Annotated in this window: 22 protein-coding genes and 7 tRNA genes; 8 read left to right on the forward strand and 21 right to left on the reverse strand. The window is 46.8% G+C overall.

What is annotated here, in order from left to right; all coding sequences use genetic code 11:
* Nucleotides 1-55: 55 nt before the first annotated feature.
* From folP to rlmE, 3 genes are all read right to left on the reverse strand, one after another.
* Nucleotides 56-889, reverse strand: a complete 834-nt coding sequence (gene folP / locus IEY09_RS05870) for a dihydropteroate synthase (protein ID WP_037415229.1) — start codon at nt 887-889, stop codon at nt 56-58.
* A 158-nt stretch (nt 890-1,047) separates the two neighbouring features.
* A complete protein-coding gene (gene ftsH / locus IEY09_RS05875) occupies nt 1,048-3,021 on the reverse strand; it encodes an ATP-dependent zinc metalloprotease FtsH (RefSeq protein ID WP_037429699.1) in 1,974 nt (657 codons plus the stop codon).
* Nucleotides 3,022-3,050: 29 nt separating this feature from the next.
* Nucleotides 3,051-3,680 (reverse strand): 23S rRNA (uridine(2552)-2'-O)-methyltransferase RlmE, encoded by a 630-nt coding sequence (gene rlmE, locus IEY09_RS05880; RefSeq protein WP_011625490.1) that lies wholly within the window; start codon nt 3,678-3,680, stop codon nt 3,051-3,053.
* 90 nt (nt 3,681-3,770) lie between these two features.
* On the opposite strand from rlmE, the gene yhbY reads away from it, so the two are divergent.
* A complete protein-coding gene (gene yhbY, locus IEY09_RS05885; protein ID WP_011071425.1) occupies nt 3,771-4,070 on the forward strand; it encodes a ribosome assembly RNA-binding protein YhbY in 300 nt (99 codons plus the stop codon).
* 56 nt (nt 4,071-4,126) lie between these two features.
* Here yhbY and secF read toward each other — a convergent pair whose 3' ends face one another.
* From secF to IEY09_RS05920, 7 genes are all read right to left on the reverse strand, one after another.
* Nucleotides 4,127-5,011: a protein translocase subunit SecF gene (secF, locus tag IEY09_RS05890; protein WP_037415220.1), complete on the reverse strand. Its 885-nt coding sequence runs from the start codon at nt 5,009-5,011 to the stop codon at nt 4,127-4,129.
* 2 nt (nt 5,012-5,013) lie between these two features.
* Nucleotides 5,014-6,888, reverse strand: coding sequence for a protein translocase subunit SecD (secD, locus tag IEY09_RS05895; protein WP_047535332.1), 1,875 nt, complete (start codon nt 6,886-6,888; stop codon nt 5,014-5,016).
* A 377-nt stretch (nt 6,889-7,265) separates the two neighbouring features.
* On the reverse strand, nt 7,266-7,775 hold the full coding sequence (locus IEY09_RS05900) for a hypothetical protein (RefSeq protein ID WP_047540209.1): 510 nt from the start codon (nt 7,773-7,775) through the stop codon (nt 7,266-7,268).
* A gap of 295 nt (nt 7,776-8,070) precedes the next feature.
* Nucleotides 8,071-8,547 carry a transcription elongation factor GreA gene (gene greA, locus IEY09_RS05905; RefSeq protein WP_011071421.1) on the reverse strand — a complete coding sequence of 159 codons (477 nt, stop codon included), beginning with the start codon at nt 8,545-8,547 and terminating at the stop codon, nt 8,071-8,073.
* A 265-nt stretch (nt 8,548-8,812) separates the two neighbouring features.
* Complete coding sequence (locus IEY09_RS05910) at nt 8,813-9,631, reverse strand: DUF4198 domain-containing protein (RefSeq protein ID WP_188870233.1); 819 nt, start codon at nt 9,629-9,631, stop codon at nt 8,813-8,815.
* Between the two features lie 29 nt (nt 9,632-9,660).
* Entirely contained in the window at nt 9,661-10,173 is a 513-nt protein-coding gene (locus tag IEY09_RS05915) for a DUF2271 domain-containing protein (RefSeq protein ID WP_037415282.1), read from the reverse strand.
* A gap of 16 nt (nt 10,174-10,189) precedes the next feature.
* A complete protein-coding gene (locus IEY09_RS05920) occupies nt 10,190-10,786 on the reverse strand; it encodes a PepSY-associated TM helix domain-containing protein (protein WP_088585995.1) in 597 nt (198 codons plus the stop codon).
* A 411-nt stretch (nt 10,787-11,197) separates the two neighbouring features.
* On the opposite strand from IEY09_RS05920, the gene IEY09_RS05925 reads away from it, so the two are divergent.
* Nucleotides 11,198-11,833, forward strand: a complete 636-nt coding sequence (locus tag IEY09_RS05925) for a hypothetical protein (protein WP_037415206.1) — start codon at nt 11,198-11,200, stop codon at nt 11,831-11,833.
* A gap of 291 nt (nt 11,834-12,124) precedes the next feature.
* Here IEY09_RS05925 and IEY09_RS05930 read toward each other — a convergent pair.
* From IEY09_RS05930 to IEY09_RS05975, 10 genes are all read right to left on the reverse strand, one after another.
* Nucleotides 12,125-12,199 (reverse strand) — tRNA-Gln (locus IEY09_RS05930).
* Nucleotides 12,200-12,235: 36 nt separating this feature from the next.
* Nucleotides 12,236-12,320: transfer RNA gene (locus IEY09_RS05935), tRNA-Leu, on the reverse strand.
* Nucleotides 12,321-12,401: 81 nt separating this feature from the next.
* Nucleotides 12,402-12,478, reverse strand: a tRNA-Met gene (locus IEY09_RS05940).
* Between the two features lies 1 nt (nt 12,479).
* Nucleotides 12,480-12,554: transfer RNA gene (locus IEY09_RS05945), tRNA-Gln, on the reverse strand.
* Between the two features lie 22 nt (nt 12,555-12,576).
* Nucleotides 12,577-12,651 (reverse strand) — tRNA-Gln (locus IEY09_RS05950).
* Between the two features lie 45 nt (nt 12,652-12,696).
* Nucleotides 12,697-12,781: transfer RNA gene (locus tag IEY09_RS05955), tRNA-Leu, on the reverse strand.
* 54 nt (nt 12,782-12,835) lie between these two features.
* Nucleotides 12,836-12,912 (reverse strand) — tRNA-Met (locus tag IEY09_RS05960).
* Nucleotides 12,913-13,119: 207 nt separating this feature from the next.
* A complete protein-coding gene (gene ychF, locus IEY09_RS05965; RefSeq protein WP_037431408.1) occupies nt 13,120-14,211 on the reverse strand; it encodes a redox-regulated ATPase YchF in 1,092 nt (363 codons plus the stop codon).
* A gap of 137 nt (nt 14,212-14,348) precedes the next feature.
* Nucleotides 14,349-14,936 carry an aminoacyl-tRNA hydrolase gene (gene pth / locus IEY09_RS05970; RefSeq protein WP_037415200.1) on the reverse strand — a complete coding sequence of 196 codons (588 nt, stop codon included), beginning with the start codon at nt 14,934-14,936 and terminating at the stop codon, nt 14,349-14,351.
* 167 nt (nt 14,937-15,103) lie between these two features.
* On the reverse strand, nt 15,104-16,318 hold the full coding sequence (locus tag IEY09_RS05975) for an FAD-dependent oxidoreductase (protein ID WP_069453342.1): 1,215 nt from the start codon (nt 16,316-16,318) through the stop codon (nt 15,104-15,106).
* Nucleotides 16,319-16,819: 501 nt separating this feature from the next.
* Between IEY09_RS05975 and miaB the strand changes: the two genes are divergently transcribed.
* From miaB to IEY09_RS06005, 6 genes are all read left to right on the forward strand, one after another.
* The gene (miaB, locus tag IEY09_RS05980; protein ID WP_055648090.1) at nt 16,820-18,244 is read left to right on the forward strand and encodes a tRNA (N6-isopentenyl adenosine(37)-C2)-methylthiotransferase MiaB; all 1,425 of its coding nucleotides are present in this window, start codon (nt 16,820-16,822) and stop codon (nt 18,242-18,244) included.
* A 224-nt stretch (nt 18,245-18,468) separates the two neighbouring features.
* Nucleotides 18,469-19,533: a PhoH family protein gene (locus IEY09_RS05985; protein WP_188870235.1), complete on the forward strand. Its 1,065-nt coding sequence runs from the start codon at nt 18,469-18,471 to the stop codon at nt 19,531-19,533.
* A complete protein-coding gene (ybeY, locus tag IEY09_RS05990) occupies nt 19,523-19,984 on the forward strand; it encodes an rRNA maturation RNase YbeY (protein ID WP_069453343.1) in 462 nt (153 codons plus the stop codon). The genes IEY09_RS05985 and ybeY overlap by 11 nt, the downstream gene beginning before the upstream one ends.
* A 39-nt stretch (nt 19,985-20,023) precedes the next feature.
* Complete coding sequence (corC, locus tag IEY09_RS05995) at nt 20,024-20,899, forward strand: CNNM family magnesium/cobalt transport protein CorC (RefSeq protein ID WP_188870237.1); 876 nt, start codon at nt 20,024-20,026, stop codon at nt 20,897-20,899.
* 42 nt (nt 20,900-20,941) lie between these two features.
* On the forward strand, nt 20,942-22,498 hold the full coding sequence (lnt, locus tag IEY09_RS06000; protein WP_188870239.1) for an apolipoprotein N-acyltransferase: 1,557 nt from the start codon (nt 20,942-20,944) through the stop codon (nt 22,496-22,498).
* Nucleotides 22,499-22,507: 9 nt separating this feature from the next.
* Nucleotides 22,508-23,002 (forward strand): type II secretion system protein, encoded by a 495-nt coding sequence (locus IEY09_RS06005; protein ID WP_188870241.1) that lies wholly within the window; start codon nt 22,508-22,510, stop codon nt 23,000-23,002.
* 56 nt (nt 23,003-23,058) lie between these two features.
* Here the strand turns inward: IEY09_RS06005 and IEY09_RS06010 are convergent, their stop codons facing one another.
* The gene (locus IEY09_RS06010; RefSeq protein ID WP_188870243.1) at nt 23,059-23,559 is read right to left on the reverse strand and encodes a zinc ribbon-containing protein; all 501 of its coding nucleotides are present in this window, start codon (nt 23,557-23,559) and stop codon (nt 23,059-23,061) included.
* Between the last annotated feature and the right edge of the window lie 15 nt (nt 23,560-23,574).

Consider the following 23,574-nt stretch of genomic DNA (forward strand, 5'->3'; position numbering starts at 1 on the left):
TGTGTCCCTTCGATTGGGACCATAATATTAATGAAATACTTAACAAAAATAGCCTTTATAGATATGCCTGTGTCGCTTGTAACACTTTCAGCATATCGACAGTTTCAGGGACATCATGGACACGAATAATATGTGCCCCTTTCTGGGCCGCTATCATGGCGCCAGCAAGGCTCCCAGCTAAGCGCTCAGAGGTCGGCCTAGCAAGGAGGTTTCCTATCATGCTCTTACGGGATAAACCTATCAATATTGGCAGTTCAAACTGCGCAAAACGCTCTAACTTTGCTAGCAGTTCATAGTTATGTTCTAAGGTTTTACCAAAGCCAAAACCTGGGTCGATTAACAACCGTTCCCGCGGGATCCCAGCCTCCAAACAGGCTTGAATACGCTCATTGAGGAATTTAAAGACATCGGCAATAACGTCTTGATATTCGGGCGCCGATTGCATAGTACGCGGCGCGCCCTGCATGTGCATCAAACAAATGGGCACATTCAACTGCGCCGCAGTCTCTAGTGCCCCTGGCTCCAATAACGCCCGAACATCGTTGATCAAGTGCGCGCCAGCATTTACCGCCTGTCGCATCACATCTGGTTTACTAGTATCAACCGAAATCCACACATCATGGTGTTTCGCGACATATTCTACCAAAGGGATAACCCGTGCGAGTTCATCCTCAACCGTCACATCGGCCGCACCTGGCCTTGTCGACTCGCCACCGATATCGATGATGAGCGCTCCTTGAGCAACCATTTCATCGGCATGCTGGCAAGCCAGTTCAAAAGAAGAAAACTTTCCACCGTCGGAAAAAGAATCGGGAGTAACATTCAGAATGCCCATGACTACGGGCGAAGCTAAGGATAAGCGTTTGGTTCCAGCAATTAATTCAAACACGCATTGACTCCATTTGGGACAGCTTGCTAGCGCGTTTCATCCGTATTCTGCGCAGTTCACTCATGTAACTGATTTATATTGAATGACAGCGCAGTCAATTTTCTAGCAAGATAAAACAAGAAAACCCCTTAACGGGGTTCTCTTTCAATTAACAAACGTTATTTAGCGGGTGACTCATCGGCATCTTTCAGCTCTGACTCAACAGGCGCTGACTTAACCACTTCGTCGACTTTAACCGCAGGTTCACCTTTGCCATTGCCTTTGTCATTTGAACCATTGTCATCTGCTTGCCAATCAGCAGGCTGACGCACTTCACGACGGTTCATCAAATCGTCAATTTGCAGTGAATCAATGGTTTCATACTTCATCAGCGCGTCTTTCATCGAATGCAGAATATCGATGTTATCCAGCAGAATTTGCTTGGCACGGCCGTAGTTTTTGTCGATAAAGGCCTTCACTTCAGCATCGATAAGCGTCGCAGTCTCATCGGACATCGCCTTGGCTTTACCCATGCTACGACCTAAGAACACTTCACCTTCTTCCTCGGCATAGAGTAATGGACCAAGCTTGTCGGAGAAGCCCCATTGGGTCACCATATTACGGGCAATCGATGTGGCGTATTTAATGTCTTGCGAAGCGCCTGTAGACACTTTTTCGCTACCGTAGATCAGCTCTTCGGCTAAACGACCACCGTAGGCAACCGAAATCTGGCTTTCTAACTTACGACGGCTTTGGCTAATCGCATCGGCCTCAGGTAAGAAGAAGGTCACGCCGAGTGCACGACCACGTGGAATAATGGTGACCTTGTGCACAGGGTCATGCTCTGGCACTAAACAGCCCACAATCGCGTGGCCCGCTTCGTGGTATGCCGTCATTTCTTTCTCGGCTTCTGACATCACCATAGAGCGGCGCTCAGCACCCATCATGATCTTGTCTTTTGCACGCTCGAATTCTTCCATACCAACAACACGGCGGTTACCGCGCGCCGCAAACAGTGCAGCCTCGTTAACTAAGTTGGCTAAATCGGCACCGGAGAAACCTGGGGTACCACGGGCAATCACGCTCGCTTTAACATCTTCAGAAAGTGGCACTTTACGCATATGCACTTTAAGAATTTGCTCACGACCGCGAACATCTGGCAAGCCAACAACCACTTGACGGTCGAAACGACCTGGACGCAGCAGCGCAGAGTCCAATACGTCAGGGCGGTTGGTCGCCGCAATCACGATAATCCCTTCGTTACCTTCGAAGCCATCCATCTCAACCAGCATCTGGTTAAGGGTTTGCTCACGCTCATCGTGACCACCACCTAAGCCTGCGCCACGTTGGCGACCTACGGCATCGATTTCGTCGATGAAGATGATACAAGGGGCTGATTTCTTCGCTTGTTCAAACATATCACGCACACGAGATGCACCGACACCGACGAACATTTCTACGAAGTCAGAACCTGAAATGGTAAAGAAAGGTACCTTTGACTCGCCCGCAATCGCTTTAGCCAGTAAGGTTTTACCTGTACCTGGCGGGCCAACCATGAGCACGCCCGTTGGAATACGGCCACCCAGTTTTTGGAATTTGGTTGGATCACGCAGGTAATCGACCAGCTCTTTCACTTCTTCTTTGGCTTCATCACAGCCAGCAACGTCAGCAAAAGTGGTCTTGATTTGATCTTCGCTCATCAGCTTGGCTTTGCTCTTGCCAAAGGACATAGCGCCTTTGCCACCGCCGCCCTGCATTTGACGCATAAAGAAAATCCATACCCCAATCAGCAGCAACATCGGGAACCAAGAAATAAAGATCTGGGTTAAGAACCCCGATTCTTCGGCTTCTTGGCCTTTCATGGTGATGCCTTTACGGTCAAGATCATTAATTAAATCTTGGTCATACAGTGGCATGATGGTCGTGAATTTTTCGCCAGTGCGCTTAGAACCTTCGATAGTACGTTGGTCACTTTTCACTTCAACGCTGGCGACTTGTCCATCACGAACATTGTCTAGGAAAGTAGAATAATCCATCTTCTGCGATGACGAAGAAGAGGGGGAGTAACCCTGAAACACTGACATCAGCACAACGGCGATGACAACCCAGAGTATTAGATTTTTTGCCATGTCACTCAAATTACTAGACCTCATAAAGTCTTGCGATGATTAACGCTAGAGTACTACAACTTGTACCCTGTCGCCACAAGATAGACCTCACGGGAGCGTGCCCGCGACGAGTCCGGTTTACGTGTTTTTACGACTTTGAATGCCTCTTTAACCGCCTTCATATATTCGTCAAACCCCTCCCCCTGAAAGACTTTGACCGCAAAACTGCCGTTAGGTGCCAAAACTTGATGACACATATCTAACGCCAACTCGACTAAATACATGGCGCGCGGCTGATCGACACCATCTGAACCACTCATGTTGGGCGCCATATCAGACAATACAACGTCAACCTTATCCGCACCGACGCGAGTTAGCAATGCTTCGAGCACTTTCTCTTCACGAAAGTCCCCTTGCAAGAAATCCACGCCGACGATGGGATCCATAGGTAAAATATCACAGGCGATGACTTTACCTTTGTCTCCAGCTAGCTTAACAGCAACCTGTGACCAACCACCTGGAGCGGCCCCTAAGTCAACAACCGTCATACCTGGGCGGATCAATTGATCCTTTTGCTGAAGCTCTTCAAGCTTAAACGCAGCGCGAGAACGCAATCCCCGTTTCTGTGCTAGTTTGACATAATGATCATCAAAGTGTTCCAGCATCCAGCGATTGGAACTGGCCGTACGTTTTTTACCTGACATTTAAAATCCGCAACAATTGAGAGTTACACAAAGGCTATATAAGGGTAGAATAGCGGTTTTTCAACAGTAACTCAGCAAAAGTTGGTAGAAATGAACTTAACAACCAAACAAAAACAGCATTTAAAAGGTCTGGCGCATAATTTAAAGCCAGTGGTGCTGCTTGGTGCCAATGGATTGACTGAAGGTGTACTCGCTGAAATTGAAAGCGCACTCGCTTATCATGAATTGATTAAAGTGAAAGTAGCCTCTGCCGACAGAGAGCTAAAAAATGCCATCGTTGATGCCATAGTACGTGAAACTCAATCTGCAAAAGTGCAACTTATTGGTCATATTCTGGTGATTTATCGTCAATCACCAGAAATGAAAATTGCTTTGCCAAGAGCGAAATAATTTTCCAGCCTTAAACAAAACGGCCACTCAAATGAGTGGCCGTTTTGTTTTAACGTCTACGGTGTATCACTAATGGGTTTAACTTGATAGTGCTCAGGGGCTAAGCCGAGAAACTCTGGCAAGGAGGTCCCGACTGATATCGAGGAGAACGTGCCGGTTAAAATGCCGATAAACATGGCTATCGAGAACCCTTCTAGCGGCCCACCGCCCATTATCCATAGTGCTCCAACCGTCATCAGAGTGGTCCCCGAGGTCACCATAGTGCGCGAAAATGTCGCGACAATCGCTTGGTTGTTAATCTCCTGAATCGCAAGTTTGGGTTTTGCAATCAATAACTCACGAATACGATCGGCAATAATGATTGAGTCATTCAGTGAGTAGCCAAGGATAGCCAGCACCGCCGCGAGCACAGTTAGATTAAATTCCATCTGTGTCAGCGCAAAAAACGCGAGTACAAAAATGACGTCGTGTACTAACGCAAATAGCGCACCAGAGGCGAGGCGCCATTCAAAGCGATAACTCAAATAGCCTAAGATAGCTAACATAGCGACTAATAACGCGAGTCCCCCCTGCTCTGCCAGCTCTTTACCCACCTGCGGGCCGACAATACTGGTATTTAGCACTTGCACTTCGCCCAGTGGCGCTAAGGTTTGCGCAATATCCACATTGCTTTGTGCAGTGTCGGCATAACGCAATACCCAACGCCCAGGCTCACTCGCAGATATCACAGTCACTTCTTGCTGATAAGCCGCGTTCAGTAATGGCTGCAATTCGCTAGTGGTGATTCTTTTATCAAGTTGTACTTCGGTTACCACCCCGCCAGTAAAATCTAAGCCCCAATTAAAACCCTTCACGCCGATGATAGTAAGTGAGGCCAGCATTAAAAAGATCGAGATAGCGCTCGAAATATAACGCCATTTAGTCAGATTAATATTCTTCATTTTTATACCCTCACATGACGGCGCGCATCACGCCCATAAACAAGGTTAATCAAGGCTCTTGAAGCAAAAATACCGGTAAACATACTGGTCAGAAGACCTAAGCCTAAGGTCAAGGCAAAACCTTGGATCGGACCATTACCGATGGAATAGAGCACAACTGCGGTGATCATCGTAGTGAAGTTGGCGTCGAAAATGGTTGAAAATGCACTATCAAAACCAGTATCGATGGCAAGGGCAAAGCTTCGTCCTTCCTTTAACTTATCTTTTATCCGTTCGAATATCAGCACGTTAGTATCGACCGCCATGCCGACAGTCAATACTAGACCTGCAATACCAGGTAAGGTCAGTACTGCTCCAGGAATAAGCGCTAGTAGGCCAAACAGGATCACCATATTAGAAATCAGTGCCACGTTTGCCACCCAACCGAGGCGGCGATACCAGAGCGCCATAAATAGCAGCGTAATCCCCATACCTAAACCGAGTGCGGCAAAGCCGTTTTCAATATTTTCAGCACCAAGTGTTGGGCCAATCGTGCGTTCTTCAACGATTGTTACAGGCGCCGTCATTGAACCTGCACGCAGCAGCAGCGCTAATTGTTGCGCTTCTTGATAAGTCCCTGCACCAGTAATACGGAAACGATCACCTAGTTGGGATTGAATGGTCGCGACGCTAATGATCTGTTGTGTTTGCTTAGCTTTGCCCTGCTCATCCCGGCTATATTCGCTATAGGATGTTGCCATCGGCTTACCGATATTGGCGCGGGAGAACTCCGACATCTTCTGCCCGCCAATACGGTCGAGGTGAATGTTCACTTCGGCCATGCCCATTTCACCAATATTGGCACGGGCATCGACAATATGATCGCCACCTAATACGGGCGTGCGTGCCACATAAACGGGATTGCCAGATTTGTCCTTCAGCACCTGCGCGTTCACTGAACCCGATTCTTTAACCTCAAAAAAGGCCAAGCTTGCGGTCGCACCAATCACGTTTTTCGCGGCGGCGGGGTCTTGCACACCAGGCAGCTCGATGCGGATACGGTGTTCACCCTGACGCTGCACTAGAGCCTCAGTGATCCCCAACTCTTCAATACGGCTACGCATGATTTGCAGGTTTTGCTGCACCGTTAAATTACGTAACTTAATTTGCTCATCTTGAGCAAGTTTGACCACTAAGCCATTATCCCCATTGGTTAATTGCCAAGTTGGATAGCTTTGCTGGATAAACTGACGTATGGCAGCACGGGCGTTATTGTCTGATGCTGAAGCATCCGTTAATGCAACCGCTATTTGTAATCCGGCATCATCGCGCGTGTTGTCAATACGCACACTGGCGCCACGGATTTGTTGTTCGCGTAAAAATTGTCTTAAGGATTCGACTAGGGCATCTGCTTGGGCTTGGTAGACAGGTTGTACATCCACATCCAGCAAAAATTGCACCCCGCCGCGTAAATCAAGCCCGAGCTTAATCGGTTCAAAACCCATATTTTGCAGCCAACTCGGCGCAGCACTCACCAATGCCAGCGTGAGTTCTTTCGGCTCACTCACCATGGATGACACTAAGGTCTTCACTAAGGTTTGCTCGCTGTCATCATTCAGTACAATAAGGGTTTGCCCATCTTCTGAGCTATTGGCGTTGCCATGTTGGGCATGCTTAACTTCGATACGCTTCACCTCAACGCCCTGCGCTTTTAATTTATCCCGCAGTTCAATAGGGGTTAAGTTAAGCCCTGCTTTAGCGCCCACCTGCACTGCGGCGTCTTCACCATACCAAGTCGGTAAAGCGCTAAATAACATCACAATAATCGTGACAATTAGCACAACGTATTTCCAAGCTGAATAATGATTTAGCAGCTTTTTACTCTGAATTTTATCCATAGATATCACTCGCATAGTTTTGCACGCTCGGATAGTAATCAGTGGCGTATTAACGCCTTCAAACATGAGCGCACAATCACTGTATGTACGGTGAAACCTGTAAACACGAATTCAACAAAGAGTACGCTAAACGCAGCAAACTCAGTGGTGATAACCGATTCAAATCCGTCTAAACCGAATGCGTTTAATCCAATGCAATTCAGTCATATCAGCGGCTATCATTCCGCAGGCTTTGAGGCTAGGTTATCGGGTACAGGTTTCGGATGACAAAATGCAAAGTTAATCAAAGGCATCCTTAACGACCTATGGTTCAGATGACAAACTCAAACGGTATCGTTATGGATAAGCCTTGCTAACTTGCAACAGGGAGCGGTGAATTAAGCGGCTTGCTGACTAAAGCGATATTGGAGGTTGGAGACTTTCCAGCCGGAGATCCGCGCGGGTGAAGATTCGGCTAAGAGGGTCCAATCCGGGCGAGCATCGAGGCGAATATTTTCCCCTAATGCGGGCGCAGGCTCTGGTTCAAACTCAAAGGCCAACTGGTAAACAGGCTTCACTTCACGCATATCATGCTGAACAAGATTGATAAAGCGCTGGGAGTTAACCGGGGCAAAATTAAAATCGTCAGAATGACTAACGAATTCAGGCTCGGAACAATCGGAGGCTTGCACCTTATCAGAGGCAATGCAAACCGCTTGACTCTCGTCCGCAGTCGATTGTTCAGTTGAATGGCGCGATGTCGTATTTTCTTGCGCTGTGATTGACGGCGTATCGGCTGTCAGCACAGTTGTCACTACTGTTTTAGGCGCAAAATGCTGAGCGGTTAAGCTGCGCGGCGCATAGCCACTCGAATGGGCGATCAAAATGATCGACACACAGAGTAACATTAATCCTTGGCGCCAAAACTTAATCAAACTCAGATCCTAAATGGTGCACGCAGCAATTTACGTGAAAAATGTTTACAGGAAAAACAACGCTTTCTTGAATAGCTTTATTAAAAACATAGAAAGTTCCAAGCATGCAGCTTAAGTAACTGCCAACTCAGAGGCAAATTAAACTTTATCCATCTTTCTAAGTTTGCACTGCAAAGAGACTTATTGCGCAACGTGTTAAGTATCAAAAAGACATAAAAAAGCCGCTAAAAGCGGCTTTCAATGGTAAATAACCTGATGATATAAAGGCTTAGATATATTGCACCGAAATAATTTCGTAGTCGGTCAAACCACCGGGGGTCGTGATAGACACTTCATCCCCTTCATTTTTACCCACTAATCCTCGGGCGATCGGAGAGTTGACTGAAATCAGGTTTTCTTTGATGTTGGCTTCATCGTCACCTACGATTCGGTAGGTAACTTCAGCATCGGTATCGAGATTTAAGATAGTCACAGTCGCGCCAAAAATAATACGACCGTTGTTCACCATCTTAGTCACATCGATGATCTGCGCGTTAGAAAGTTTGCCTTCAATATCACGGATACGCGCTTCACAAATACCTTGCTCTTCACGGGCTGCGTGGTATTCAGCGTTTTCCTTCAGATCGCCTAATTCTCTCGCTGAGGCAATCGCTTCAGTGATTTTAGGGCGACGTTCAAACTTGAGCATATCTAACTCTTTACGCAGCTGTTCTGCACCGACAACTGTCATAGGAACCTTAGTCATAACTTCTTTCGTCTCCTTTAAACAAAAGCAACCCGTGCCGACGCTAAGGTCAACACAGTAAAATCAGGGTGGAATTGCGCTATTCTAATCGTTATGCGCGTGGGATGCATCAAGAACTGTGCACCCTTGCAGCTTACTGAAGCTAGCGCCCAGATGCTAGTAGTAAAGAATGATAGTGCGATCTTAATTACGGCAAGAGCTAAAAACAAAAATGCCCACAAACTAAGTTTGTGGGCATTAATCACTTTAGTAATAAAGTCTTAGCTTATTCAAGCCCTGCTTCGAAGGTCAAAAAGATTTCGCTTACCGTCTTATCGGCAAGAGATTTATCAGGACTTGGGCGCTCGATAGAGGCATGTAATAAATAACGGCCAGCGGCAGGTAACGTCATCGCCACTTTACCTTCTTTATCAGAGGTTAAGCTAATTTCCTCTGGCTTGTTACGGTATAGGCTACCGTCCTTCATAATGGCTACGCTGACGCCTTCAACGGGCTTTCCATCATAAACAAATTGCAGTGTTGCAGGTTCATTCTCAACAATATCAGCAGGATGCGTGATAGGTACTAATTCTAAGTATTCACCTTTAGGTGCCAGTACCTTATCGGTTGGTTTATTGCGAGTCACATAGGTTTCAACCCTCGCAACGGTTAATGAGCCTTTAAGATCATAGGCATCCTTTGGCATGACAGCTGCGGTCGCTTTTTTATCGAGACGGCTACGCACTACCTCTTCTTTTCCTTTGACTTTGTAAACCGAAAAATACCGAGGCGTAACTTCTTTCTCGAACTTATAGGTGCCGTCTTGTAATAGCTGCACATCGAAAACCGATTTACGGCCGCCAGTGTAGCTCGAACTTGGTGAACTCGACTTGCCATCGGGTAAATACACTTTCACATCGCTAGCCGTAACAGGCTTATCAACCATAAACACTTGGTTACTAGCGGAAACATCAGAAGTAATCCAAACTGCCTCATTACTTTCTGCCGACACATTGTAGTGGCTAGGTAGAATCCAGCGGTCATGGCTGCTGGCAAATGGGCTGAGGCACAGTGCGCTAACTAAGGCAACAAAACGTAATTTCATCTTCATATCCTTTTCGTTAAATACTAGGCTTAGCGAGTCATGCCGCTTAAGCGAATATCAATGACGCCAGTTTCAGTGGTGGCGGGTAATTGGGCGGTAAAATCCCCCGCCGATAAATCAAAGTTTTGTCTGACCAAATCACGGCCACCATGCTCACGCACCACTTCGATAAACACCGTGTAGGAGGCAGGAACAAGAGGTTTACCTGCATCATCTTTTAAGTCCCAATCAATTTTATAGTGGCCCGCAGGACGTGTAGCTGAGGCGATACCATCGACAAAGCTCATATCCTCACGTCCGGCTTTACGCCACCAACGACGAATATCCTTGAGCCATTTATGGCCTTCATCCCATACCCATAGGCTTATGGTTTTAACGGTTTGGCCCTTGGCATCCTCAACCCATACAGCCACATAGGGTCTGTGATACTGGCCCTCGGTAATTTCTGGCAAGGTTAAATCCACGGTCATTTTCGGTGCGGCCAATACCGCAGAACTCACAAACAACGCACCGATAGCGGTGGTGCGAATAAGATGACGCATCATCAAGCGGCTCTCCCTATGGAACAAAATAAACATAAACAAGTGCGCAGCCAGAGCTGACGATCACCATATAAAACAACGATTTTTTTAGTCTTTTGGTTTGAGGTAACAGTAAATAAGCACCCGTGAGTGAGAACAAAATAATCAACAGCGCACAAAGATCGAGTACCCAAGCCCAGACACTTCCAGTATTACGGCCCTTGTGCAGATCATTTAGCACTGCGACAACGCCATAATCTAAGGTCTCGATATAGGCTTTGCCGTCGAGCAGATCGAGGGTGACTGTGCGATAGGTACCAGGCCCCTTACTCACTAGGCTGATTTCATCCTCATCGATATCGGCAGTGGTAATATCCATATCCCATTGACTTTTAAGCCAATGCCCCGCAGCTAAACGCCACTCGGGCTCCTGCGGCGCAGTGGGAATTAAATAACTGGGAATATCAAACTGCTCGCGCAGTGGCTCTTGATCCGCCGACGAAAACCAATTGGGGTGATTTAAGGTGATCCCCGTAATCGCGAAAAATAGCATTAACAAAAGCAACGCCATTGAGACGTAGACATGGATAATGCGTGCGTAGGAAAGAGATGATTTACTGACTTTAAATTTCAACGACTGACTCTCAAAAAAGGTATTTCAGGGATTGCTGCCTAAAATCGCCAAAACACAGCAGAACTTAGTGCCTGTATGAAATAAAATTAATGGGCTGATAGTAAATGATATTTATTATCAAAAAGCACCAAGTTTACAATCTTTACATACTCAATACGGTAGCGTTAGATAAAAGCAGAGCTGGTATAACTTGAAGGGAGACAAACTCTCGAATAAAGATACTTTGCAACATTTGGAGAATTACAATTAATTCATATAGATAAAAAGCAACATTTGGACTTAAAATCACACTTAAAATTTACCCTCTTCCCCCTCTCGTTTACAGAATCACAATCGGCTACAATCCGCCGCCGGCGACTTGCTGGTACTTCCAAAGGAAATATCATCTTGGGTACAACTCTGCTCAAAAAAATGCGTTGCCTTAACATTATTTGGCTCGCATTAATGCTAAACGCCTGTGTTGCTCCACTGCTGTTAATGTCGCCTCAAGGCCAACTGATGTGGGCACTGCTAAAACCCCTCGTAGGATTAAATCCTAATGATGTCGGGCTATTCGAACAGCCTCTCATTAAAGATCGTATGAAGTCGCTACTCGGTGATAACTATGAGACCACAGTATCTCTGTTAAAAACTGCCGACAAAATTCAACAGGAAGGCCCCTTATTTTATATGGTGTCGACTTATACTCCCGTGCCTGAAATGGCCGAAAAAGCCGGATTTGTATGGAATTCAGAAACCAACCAAATGGCAGTGATGTTATTAACGGGTGGCTCGCCAAAAATTATCTCTGAGCAGTTTACCAATCAAGCAGAGAAACTCGTTCCAAGCTGGCCAAAAGAACTGGCTGACTATACGGATCCGCAAAAACTGCAGCAAAAGGCCATAGAAGCTGGCACGCAAAAACTGCAAGAACAAATTCCAGCAGCTGCGCCCCTAAAAGCGGTTGCCACAGGCGATGTAAACGCTACACAGGAAACGGTGCTTGAAAAAGCGGTGAACGAAGTCGCAGCTCCCACAGCAGTTAAAGAAGTAAAACCCGTACAATAACCACGACTCAACGCTCGGCGAGCTTTTTAGTCGCATTTCACTTTTATCAGTGTTAGCCACAGTGTTTATTGAACACTGTGGCTTTTTTATCTCTATAAACACCTATCTAAGCCAATTAAGCGCATCTTAGCCATTAGTCATTCTCATATCGCCAAAACACTCAGCAATGCCATAACACACTAACAATGGAGGAGAAGATTGAAAAATAGCGAAGTAACCAGAGGATGATTCGACAAGCATATACAAAAGACAGAAAGCAAAAAGCCCGTCAAAGGACGGGCTTTTTAACTATGGCTGGGGTACTAGGATTCGAACCTAGGTATGCCGGGATCAAAACCCGGTGCCTTACCGCTTGGCGATACCCCAATTAACTTGTCTTCAACCTTTACGGTTGCATTTTTATGGTACGGGAAGAGAGACTTGAACTCTCACACCTCGCGGCACCAGAACCTAAATCTGGCGTGTCTACCAATTTCACCATTCCCGCATCAAAATGTACCAGATTTGCTCATACAAACATCTCTGGATTTTTACCAGATAAATCAATTGATTTACGTGGATTTAAATATGGTAGCAATGGCGGGACTTGAACCTGCGACCCCAGCATTATGAGTGCTGTGCTCTAACCAGCTGAGCTACATTGCCATGGCTGGGGTACTAGGATTCGAACCTAGGTATGCCGGGATCAAAACCCGGTGCCTTACCGCTTGGCGATACCCCAAAAACTGAGAAACATGAAATGATGGCTGGGGTACTAGGATTCGAACCTAGGTATGCCGGGATCAAAACCCGGTGCCTTACCGCTTGGCGATACCCCAACTAAAACTTGTTTCATCACCCGCTAACGCAGATGTTTAAAATAATGGTACGGGAAGAGAGACTTGAACTCTCACACCTTGCGGCACCAGAACCTAAATCTGGCGTGTCTACCAATTTCACCATTCCCGCACAGTTTCAATTTTACATCCTGAAGCGATGCTAGCAAAAGCTAGTATAACGAAATGGTAGCAATGGCGGGACTTGAACCTGCGACCCCAGCATTATGAGTGCTGTGCTCTAACCAGCTGAGCTACATTGCCACTTCGTTATTGCGCGCCCCTCGTAGCGAGGAACGGGGCGTATTATGCTTATTCGAGGTATCGAGGTCAACAGCTTTTTTTCGCTATTTTCCTTGATACAAACCGTTCGGCTATTACTTCACCAAACTGAGCAACAGATACACTAAATCAGCCTCTGTTGCCCGTATTTTGCCTAACTTTCTACAGCTTAGCCCAATAATGGCTAACTTATACGTTAAACAGGAAGTGCATCACATCGCCATCTTGAACGATATAAGTCTTGCCTTCTACACGTAATTTACCCGCCTCTTTGGCGCCAGCTTCACCTTTATAGGCAATAAAGTCGTCAAATGCCACCACTTGCGCACGGATAAACCCACGTTCGAAGTCGGTATGGATAACGCCCGCCGCCTGTGGTGCAGTCGCGCCTACAGAAACGGTCCAAGCACGCACTTCTTTTACGCCCGCAGTGAAGTAAGTTTGCAGGTTCAATAACTGGTAACCCGCACGGATCACGCGATCTAACCCAGGCTCTTCTAACCCAAGGTCTGCCATAAACTCATCGCGTTCTTCAACATCCATTTCAGCTAGTTCAGATTCAATTGCAGCGCACACTGAAACCACAATGGCGTTTTCTTTTTCAGCAATGGCACGCACTGCATCTAAGTGTGGGTTATTGTCAAACCCATCTTCAGCCACGTTGGCAATGTACATGGTTGGCTTTAAGGTTAAGAAGTTTAAGTAAGCAACAGCTTCTAATTCTTCCTTAGAAAGATCCATTGAGCGCAGCATTTTGGCTTCATCGAGCACTGGACGCATTTTCTCAAGGACTTCTACCTCAAACTTAGCGTCTTTATCGCCACCCTTAGCACGTTTTTGCTGACGAATAACGGCGCGCTCTAAGCTATCTAAGTCGGCAAGCGCCAACTCGGTATTGATCACTTCGATATCACGAGCAGGATCCACTTTGTTTGCAACGTGAACGATGTTGTCATCGTCAAAACAACGTACCACATGACCAATCGCATCGGTTTCACGGATGTTAGCAAGGAACTTGTTTCCTAAACCTTCACCTTTAGAAGCACCTGCAACTAGGCCTGCGATATCCACGAACTCCATGGTGGTTGGCAGTATACGTTGAGGATTAACAATTGCCGCCAGCGCATCTAAACGAGGATCCGGCACAGGCACTACACCAGTGTTTGGCTCAATGGTACAAAACGGGAAGTTTGCCGCTTCGATGCCAGCCTTAGTTAACGCATTAAAAAGCGTTGATTTACCTACGTTAGGAAGACCAACAATGCCGCATTTAAAACCCATATTCTTACCTTTCTCTCGATGATTGGCTGGCAAGTCACACTCACCAGCAAGTTTTAGTCGCACTGCCCCTTGGCAGCACATTGATAAATCGTCTTGACGTTTGAATAGCGACCTATAACAAAGCGCCTACCCAAATATTACTCCGCTTTAAAGGAGTGTAATCGAGTCATGGCTTTCACCATGTCCTCTTTAAATAAAATTTCAGTTGAGCGAACGGCTTCGTCTACGGCAGCATTGATCAGCTCTTGCTCTTTCGCGGGAGCCTTACCCAGTACGTAACCACTGACTTTATTTTTATCGCCGGGATGACCAATCCCAATCCGTAAACGATAGAAGTTTTTATCATTGGCTAATTTGGCAATAATGTCTTTTAAACCGTTATGACCACCATGGCCGCCACCGAGTTTAAATTTAGCCACGCCCGGTGGCATATCCAGCTCATCGTGGGCCACCAGAATTTCTTCAGGTGTAATACGAAAGAAATTAGCTAAAGCACCTACGGCTTTACCACTTAAGTTCATATAGGTAGTCGGTATGAGTAAACGCACATCTTTACCGTGTAATACGGCTCTGGCTGTCAGGCCAAAATACTTGCTATCGGCGACTAAGCTCACACCACAAATACGGGCTAATTCTTCCACATACCAAGCACCCGCATTATGGCGAGTCTGGGCATATTCAGCGCCCGGATTGGCAAGGCCTACGATTAATTTAATTTCGCTCATGACACTCACTAATGGCACTCAATACTGGGTTAATTGGTCGATGGCAAAGCACACAGGTCGACCATATTGAGCTAATAATGCCGCTTATACTCGTTAAAAACGCGGCATTTTAGCACTCAATGCGTAAGTCAACAAATGCCGAGTGAGCAAGTGCTCACAACGAGGAACTAATTGAGCCCCATCGCGTACTTAAGTACAGTTTGTTTGATGGGAGAATTGATATTGGCCAATTTTAATGCGCCATTGCGAAGTAATTTAAGCGGCAAAATATCATTACTAAAGCTAGCGTAAAACACATCCATGGTGGTCATCATCAGCTGATTATCAAGGTAACGTTTTGCTTGATATTGGCTTAACACCTCGGTTGACCACCATGGTTTATCCTCAGTTAATGCCGTCTTGATGGCTGTCAACAAAGCTCCAACATCTTTAAATCCAAGGTTAACCCCTTGACCAGCAAGCGGATTAATGGTGTGCGCTGCATCCCCTAAAATCACCACATTTGGCTTAAAATAAGCCTGAGCATGCCGGCGCGTGAGCGCAAAGCTGCCCTTTGCCTCAACCGTAAAATCACTGTCTAAACGAGATGGAAAATGCTGGCGAATTTGGTCGGCCAACTGTTTATTGTTCAGTTGCATTAACTGTTTGATGCGATTGGCATCATCATACCAAACTAACGAGGCATGATTACCGGGTAAAGGTAACAAGGAACGTGGGCCGCTAGGTGTAAATTGCTGCCAAGTCACATCTTGTTGACCTTGGGCGGTTTGGATATTAATCAGCATGGCCGATTGAGCATAGTCCCAACCCGAAATCCCAATGCCCGCCCATTGGCGTACTTGAGAATTCGCACCGTCAGCGCCAACCAACAGCTTAGCCTCGAGTGAATAACCAGATTGTAAGTGCACGCTTACCGTATCAACACCACGCGCAAAGTAGGCAACGCGCTCAGGGCAAAAGAGTTGAATATTTTCCCATTGCTGCATTTGCTCCCACAGGGCGAGCTGCACTAAACGGTTTTCAACGATATGGCCTAAATGGCTAGCGCCGATTTGTGAACTATGGAATTGAGTAATACAGCCATCAAGCTCCCAAGTCTCTAAGCCGAGATAAGGCACATTACGCATCTTAAGTAAGCTGTCTAATGCGCCTAACTGCTCAAGTAAATGTTCAGAGGCAACGCTTATTGCCGAAACGCGTACATCTAATGCCTGCTCTGGAGAATAAGCCTCGGGCGTAAAGGACTCAACTACAGCAACGTTAAGTCCTTGCTGTGCAAGACCAATCGCCGTTGCCGCACCCACCATGCCGCCACCGACTAAAACCACATCAAAGGATTGCGTCTCTGATGTTATCGGTGCAGATTGCTGTGTTTGGCTCATTGTTCGGCTCATCTTAATTACCACTCATATTGTTGTTTAGACTTGTCAAATGCACCTTGTCACACCATCGCCATTCGCAACAGCTGCGCTGTAAATAATGCATAGGCTGCCACACCAACCATGTAAACGTTACCGTCAGTTACCGCAACAGGCTCGATTATGCCCTATATCATGACACCACGGAAATGTTGAACGTATTTCGACTCTAAATCCGTGAAGACATTGGCATTTGCTCCAGCAATAGCTTGTTGCCAATGGCAAATGTCGCACTAAGTCACCAAGAATAAATCACCTAAAACCCATCAATAGCGATAAACCTAGCTTCTTTGTGGGTATCATAATCCGATAGGATTAGCGAGTAAAAATGTGGACAACGCTGGTCAGCAGCCACAACTGCGGGTAAAATGTCGCGCTATTTTGACTGGGCGGTCTGTTGGTCTTTTTACAAGGCAACGACGGCTCGGGACTCTTTTTACAGGGCAGCGTAGGGCAACACAACTGATGAGCAAAAAACTCCATATTAAAACTTGGGGCTGTCAAATGAATGAGTACGACTCATCTAAGATGGCGGATCTTTTAGGCGAATACCAAGGTTACACCTTAACTGAAGAAGCAGAAGAAGCAGATATTCTGCTGCTGAACACTTGTTCTATCCGTGAAAAAGCACAGGAAAAAGTGTTCCATCAGTTAGGTCGTTGGAAAACACTCAAAGATAAAAATCCTGACCTGATTATTGGTGTGGGTGGCTGTGTTGCATCTCAAGAAGGTAAAGCGATTAAAGACCGAGCTCATTGTGTTGACATCATCTTTGGCCCACAGACGCTTCACCGTCTACCGGAGATGATCGAACAAGTACGCCGCGGCGATAAAGCTGTGATCGACGTGAGTTTTCCTGAGATCGAAAAATTTGACCGTCTTCCCGAACCACGCGCCGAAGGCCCAACGGCGTTTGTGTCAATTATGGAAGGTTGTAGCAAATACTGTTCATTCTGCGTGGTACCTTATACCCGTGGTGAAGAAGTCAGCCGCCCATCGGACGACATCATTCTTGAAATTGCCCAACTGGCAGAACAAGGTGTGCGCGAAGTCAATCTGCTCGGTCAAAACGTCAATGCTTACCGTGGCGCAACCCACGATGGCGGGATCTGTACCTTTGCCGAGCTATTACGCTATGTTGCCGCTATTGACGGCATCGACCGTATTCGCTTCACCACCAGTCACCCGATTGAATTTACCCAGGATATCATCGACGTTTACGAAGATACGCCTGAATTAGTCAGCTTCCTGCACTTACCCGTGCAGTCAGGTTCTGACCGCATTCTCACCGCAATGAAACGTGGCCATATGGCGATTGAGTACAAATCTATCATCCGCCGCCTGCGTAAAGCTCGTCCAGATATCCAAATCAGCTCCGACTTTATTATTGGTTTCCCTGGCGAAACGAAAGAAGACTTCGCCGATACCATGAAGCTGATTGAAGATGTAGGTTTTGACCACAGCTTTAGCTTTATCTACAGTGCGCGCCCAGGCACGCCAGCGGCAGATTTACCCGATGACGTTGATATGGAAGAGAAAAAACAACGTCTGGCCATTCTACAAGACCGCATCACTCAACAGGCCATGCGTTACAGCCGCCATATGATGGGCACAGTGCAACGCATTCTGGTTGAAGGCCCCTCGGTGAAAAACCCGATGGAACTGCGCGGTCGCACCGAAAACAACCGTGTGGTGAACTTTGAAGGCTTACCAAAACACATTGGTACCTTTGTGGATGTCGAGATTGTCGACGTTTACACTAACTCACTACGCGGTAAATTTATCCGCGGTGAAGATGAAATGGATCTGCGCCGTAACCTGCGCCCATCGGATATTCTGGCGAAGCATAAGCAAGATGATGATCTCGGTGTCACTCAATTTAAACCTTAAGGGTTTAAATCTTGGGTGAGTGTACCTATATAAAGAGGGCGACAATGTCGCCCTCTTATTTTATGGCCTTAACAACTGCTGTAATTGATGATTTTCCGTTAGCAATTATGATGGATGGCTCGTAAACTGAGATTATCTTCTGAATAGAGGCTGCGATAGTTGACTGACATCGCACTTAGCTTTCACTCGGCACTTTGCTTGGTATTTGACAATAGGAGTACTATTTGTCCAGTAAATTAACCACAATGAATCTGTATCTCGAACCCGCAGAAACCCGCCGTTTGGCCTCGCTGTGCGGTCCCTTCGATGACAATATCAAACAGATTGAGCGTCGCGTTGGCGTTGAGATAGTCCGTAAGAACAACCATTTTCAAATTACCGGACTGCCGCGTAACTGTTTAAGTGCCAATAACTTACTTAAGCAGCTCTATATCGAGACCCAAACGGTCAAGGGCAGCACGCCAGATCTCGATCCTGAGCAGGTGCATTTGGCAATTCAAGAAGCCATAGCCCTCGAACAGGACGACAGCGGTGACGATAAATCTTTATTTATCAAAACCCGCCGTGGTGTGATTAAACCGCGCAACCCCAACCAAAGCACCTATGTGGCCAACATTGTGCGCCATGATATTACCTTTGGTATTGGCCCTGCGGGAACGGGTAAAACCTACTTAGCAGTGGCCGCCGCCGTTGATGCATTAGAGCGTCAAGAAGTGCGCCGTATTCTGCTCACCCGCCCCGCGGTTGAAGCAGGGGAAAAACTCGGCTTCTTACCCGGTGATTTAAGCCAGAAAGTCGACCCTTACCTGCGCCCACTTTATGATGCCTTGTTTGAAATGCTCGGCTTTGAAAAGGTGGAACGCTTAATCGAGAAAAACGTCATCGAAGTAGCGCCGCTCGCCTATATGCGTGGTCGCACCCTAAACGATGCTTTTATTATTCTCGATGAAAGTCAGAACACCACCGTCGAACAGATGAAGATGTTCCTAACCCGTATTGGCTTTAACTCACGCGCGGTGATCACCGGTGACATCACCCAGACAGACTTACCCAAACATGTTAAGTCGGGTCTGCGCCACGCTATTGAAGTCCTGAGCCAAGTCGAGGAAATCAGTTTTAACTTCTTCGTGTCTCAAGACGTAGTGCGTCACCCTGTGGTTGCTCGGATTGTCGAAGCCTATGATGCTTACGATCGTAAAGAGCAAGCATTAAAGGCCGAAAAAGAGCGCCGCGACTATCAACAAGCGCACCCACAAACGCAACCGGAAGTTTTAAAGCATGAGTCTTGATTTAGCCTTAGATGTGCAATACGCCACGGCGAGTGACTATCTGCCGAGCGAAGAGCAGTTTGCCCTCTGGGTAAAAACCGCCATTGGTAACAGCATGGAACAGGCGGAGCTGACCATTCGCATCGTCGATGCCCGTGAAAGCCAAATGCTAAACAGCACTTACAGAGGGAAAGACAAGCCCACTAATGTGTTGTCGTTTCCCTTTGAAGCACCGCCAGAAATTGAACTTCCACTGCTTGGAGATCTTGTCATTTGTGCCACAGTCGTTGAAAATGAAGCGCGTGAACAAGATAAAACCCTAGAAGCCCATTGGGCACACATGGTTGTACATGGTTGCCTGCATCTGCTAGGTTATGATCACATTGAAGACGAAGAAGCCGAAGAGATGGAGTCATTAGAGACTCAACTAATTGAAAGCTTAGGTTTTACTGACCCATATAAGGAACAATAATTAACTGAGATACTCTCTATCAAGGTTAATGAGAAAACTATGAGTGACGATATCCCCCCGAGTACGAGCGCCCAAAAGAAAAGCTGGTTTGACAGAGTAAGTCAGTTATTTCAGGGCGAACCTCAAAATCGCGAAGACTTAGTTGATGTAATTGATGGCGCAGAACAGCGTGAACTGATATCTGAAGACACCCGCGAAATGATTAAAGGTGTATTGGAAGTTTCCGATATGCGTGTTCGGGATATTATGATCCCACGAGCTCAAATTGTCGCGATTCAAATCGACAATACCGTCGAAGAATTGCTCGCAACTGTTATCGGTTCAGGCCATTCTCGCTTCCCTGTGGTGAACGAAGATAAGGACCATATCGAAGGCATTTTACTGGCTAAAGATTTGATCCCTTATGGTTTCTCAAACAGTGAAGAACCCTTCTCCCTTGAGCGCGTGATCCGCCCCGCCGTCGTTGTGCCTGAGAGCAAACGCGTCGATGTGTTACTCAAAGAATTCCGCTCCCAGCGTTACCATATGGCGATTGTCGTCGACGAATACGGCGGAGTATCGGGTCTGGTAACCATTGAAGATATTCTCGAAGAAATTGTCGGTGAGATTGAAGATGAATTCGATCACGATAGCCCTGAAGACACTGAGATCCGCAAGGTCGGCAACACTGTCTACATGGTAAAAGCGTTGACGCCTATCGAGGATTTTAACGAAGAATTCAATACTCACTTCAGCGATGAAGAGTTTGATACCGTCGGTGGTTTAGTGTCCCATGCCTTTGGTCATCTACCAGAGCGTAATGAGAGCATTATGATCGAAGGAATTGAATTTAAAGTCATCAATGCCGATACCAGACGCTTAATCCAACTCAGAGTTAAACTCCCCGATCCCAATGTCGGTGAAGACGTAGAATAAGCCTCTGCGTAAGAATAACGCTCAGTGTAAGAAGAATTATCCGTGCTAACTAACATTCGGGCTTTTGCCCAACAAAAGTCCCGACTGAGCGTGTTACGGCTCGTGCTGGCGTTTATTTTAGGCGCCAGTACGGCGCTTTCCTTTGCCCCTTATTCCTTGTGGATTATCTATCCCGTCGCCATGGCCTTAGCCCTATGGCTGAGTGGCTCCCTAAGTTCTAAAGCCAGCTTCTTCCATTGGTTAAGCTTTGGTTTTGGCTGTTTTGCCGTTGGGATCAGTTGGGTGCATGTCAGTATGGACACCTTCGGTGGCCTACCCTTAGCCGCGTCAGTGGGGCTAATGGCGCTGTTAGCCCTCTATTTAGCCCTCTATCCGGCCTTAACGGGTCTCGGTTTAGCGTGGTTGACTCGCGCTAATACGCCCTCCTTATGGCGTAACCTACTCCTCTTCCCCGCGCTTTGGGTCTTAACCGAATGGGCCAGAGGCTGGGTGATGACAGGGTTTCCTTGGATCTGGGCCGGCTACTCCCAAACCCAAGGTCCATTAAAGGAACTCGCGAGTATTATTGGCGCCTTGGGACTCAGTTTCTTAATTGCGATGCTCGCTGGCGCCTTGGCTCTGTGTTTTAGCAAGCGCTACAAAAGCCTGTTGATTTTACTGCCGATCATCGCAGTCGCGGCTTGGACCGCCCCAAAGCTAACGCAAATAAAGCCAACGGGCGAGTCAGTTAAAGTTGCACTTGTTCAGGGAAACATTCCCCAAAGTATGAAATGGGAACCCGAAGCACTCTGGCCAACCCTATTGAAATACATGGATTTATCCCGCGAGCACTTTGATGCTGACATTATCGTCTGGCCAGAGGCCGCGATCCCGGCGCCAGAATCTATGGTGCAAGACTTTTTGGATAATGCTAACAAGGTTGCCAACCTTAACCACACTTCAATCATTACGGGGATTATTAGCCGTCAACATGACGAGTTTTATAACTCTTTGATTGTGCTAGGTAACCACAATCAGAAGCAGCAAGACACGCCGGATTATGAGAGCGATGGCAGCAACCAGTTTAAGAAACATCATCTACTGCCTATTGGTGAGTTTGTGCCCTTTGAAGCCTTACTGCGCCCGATTGCCCCTTTCTTTAATCTGCCAATGTCCTCCTTCGCACGGGGCGATTATCAACAGCCGAATTTGAGCGCCGTAGGCCATAAAATTGCTCCGGCAATTTGTTATGAAATTGCCTTCCCAGAGCAGCTGCGTGACAGTGTTAACCTCGGTACGGATCTGCTATTAACCGTATCGAATGATGCGTGGTTTGGCACCTCAAATGGTCCGTTGCAGCATATGGAAATAGCCCAAATGCGCGCCATCGAATTGGGCCGCCCTTTGGTTCGCGCCACCAATAATGGTGTAACAGCGGTTGTCGATGAGCATGGCAATATAACAGCTGCACTGCCACAATTTGAAACGGGCGTACTGAGCGCGACGATTCCACTGGTCACAGGCCAAACTTGGTTTGCCAAAATCGGCCAAACACCGCTGCTATTGCTGTGTGGTGCGCTGCTATTAGTCGGGTTTGTTCGTCGTCAAAAACAACAATAGAGTTAGAAATTGATTAATCAGAAACGCATTCAAGGTTTTACCTTAATCGAACTCGTCGTCGTTATCATAGTGCTCGGGATTTTAGCGGTTATTGCGGCGCCGAAATTTATCGGCATGAGTAAAGAGGCGCGGGAAAAAAGCCTGCTGCAACTCCAAGCCAGCGTTAAAACCGCGAATACCTTAGCCTATTCCAAGACCCAAATGCCGAGCTTGCAGAGCCAAGCCGTTGCTGGCCGTGACGATATTATTGACGTTGATCTTGATGGTGATGGCGTGGCCGAAACCCGACTCAAATGGGGATATCTAGACAATACCGATATCCAAAAATGGATTGAGAAAGACGATAAACTCGTTATTCAATACCAAGGGATTGATATTACGTATATTGGCTACGACTTGAATGACAACACCTTAGTCGATGACGATCAGTGTTATTTCCGCTACACCCAAGCTGCCGATGCCAGCACACCACCGCTTTACGATATCAATGTCCAAGGCTGTTGATGACGCATAAAAAACGACGCTAAGCGTCGTTTTTTATTTTTGGGAAAACTATAAGACTAAGGCGTTAACGCCTCGCGGGTAAACTCTTCATGGTCACACTCGGGACAATCTGGGATCACTCCCGGGAACTCAATACTCATTTCATGGCCACAATTAGTGCACACCATCACCCCTTGGCTAACAATATCGCCACTCTGGTAATAACCGTGATGTTTGAAGTCTTGAGCCAACTCATGCCACTCCACTTGGCTGCGGTCAGTGATTTCACTTAACCAATGCCATAGAGTATTTTCTAGGGTGATCACCGTTGGGCTATGACTTAAGCTATCGGCGTTTTGCTCACGCAAAAAGCTGGAAATATCACGCTTTAAGAATTGCTCCACTAAGGCGAGCTCATCTTCCCCCGCTTGTTCTTTGAGGCGTAAAAACTCTTTCCCTTGAGTGACAGACTTAAATAAATTCTTTGCAGTCAGCGAGTTATCTTCCGCAAATTGCGCTTTCACTTCGTTAATTAAGGCTTGATACAGTCCTAGTAGCGCACTACTTCTATCATTCATAACCAATACTCCTTC

Origin of the sequence: Shewanella xiamenensis, assembly GCF_014647135.1 — a bacterium.
Classification (GTDB): Bacteria; Pseudomonadota; Gammaproteobacteria; order Enterobacterales; family Shewanellaceae; genus Shewanella; species Shewanella xiamenensis.

Bases quoted from the DNA above. Each gene is read 5' to 3' on its own strand.
- secF (WP_037415220.1), bottom strand. From the start codon at position 5,011: ATGAAGAATATTAATCTGACTAAATGGCGTTATATTTCGAGCGCTATC.
- greA (WP_011071421.1), bottom strand. From the start codon at position 8,547: ATGACTAAGGTTCCTATGACAGTTGTCGGTGCAGAACAGCTGCGTAAA.
- pth (WP_037415200.1), bottom strand. From the start codon at position 14,936: ATGAGCGAAATTAAATTAATCGTAGGCCTTGCCAATCCGGGCGCTGAA.
- secD (WP_047535332.1), bottom strand. From the start codon at position 6,888: ATGGATAAAATTCAGAGTAAAAAGCTGCTAAATCATTATTCAGCTTGG.
- IEY09_RS05910 (WP_188870233.1), bottom strand. From the start codon at position 9,631: ATGAAATTACGTTTTGTTGCCTTAGTTAGCGCACTGTGCCTCAGCCCA.
- IEY09_RS05925 (WP_037415206.1), top strand. From the start codon at position 11,198: ATGCGTTGCCTTAACATTATTTGGCTCGCATTAATGCTAAACGCCTGT.
- IEY09_RS05975 (WP_069453342.1), bottom strand. From the start codon at position 16,318: ATGAGCCAAACACAGCAATCTGCACCGATAACATCAGAGACGCAATCC.
- miaB (WP_055648090.1), top strand. From the start codon at position 16,820: ATGAGCAAAAAACTCCATATTAAAACTTGGGGCTGTCAAATGAATGAG.
- IEY09_RS06010 (WP_188870243.1), bottom strand. From the start codon at position 23,559: ATGAATGATAGAAGTAGTGCGCTACTAGGACTGTATCAAGCCTTAATT.
- corC (WP_188870237.1), top strand. From the start codon at position 20,024: ATGAGTGACGATATCCCCCCGAGTACGAGCGCCCAAAAGAAAAGCTGG.
- ybeY (WP_069453343.1), top strand. From the start codon at position 19,523: ATGAGTCTTGATTTAGCCTTAGATGTGCAATACGCCACGGCGAGTGAC.
- rlmE (WP_011625490.1), bottom strand. From the start codon at position 3,680: ATGTCAGGTAAAAAACGTACGGCCAGTTCCAATCGCTGGATGCTGGAA.
- IEY09_RS05915 (WP_037415282.1), bottom strand. From the start codon at position 10,173: ATGCGTCATCTTATTCGCACCACCGCTATCGGTGCGTTGTTTGTGAGT.
- ftsH (WP_037429699.1), bottom strand. From the start codon at position 3,021: ATGAGGTCTAGTAATTTGAGTGACATGGCAAAAAATCTAATACTCTGG.
- IEY09_RS05900 (WP_047540209.1), bottom strand. From the start codon at position 7,775: ATGTTACTCTGTGTGTCGATCATTTTGATCGCCCATTCGAGTGGCTAT.
- yhbY (WP_011071425.1), top strand. From the start codon at position 3,771: ATGAACTTAACAACCAAACAAAAACAGCATTTAAAAGGTCTGGCGCAT.
- ychF (WP_037431408.1), bottom strand. From the start codon at position 14,211: ATGGGTTTTAAATGCGGCATTGTTGGTCTTCCTAACGTAGGTAAATCA.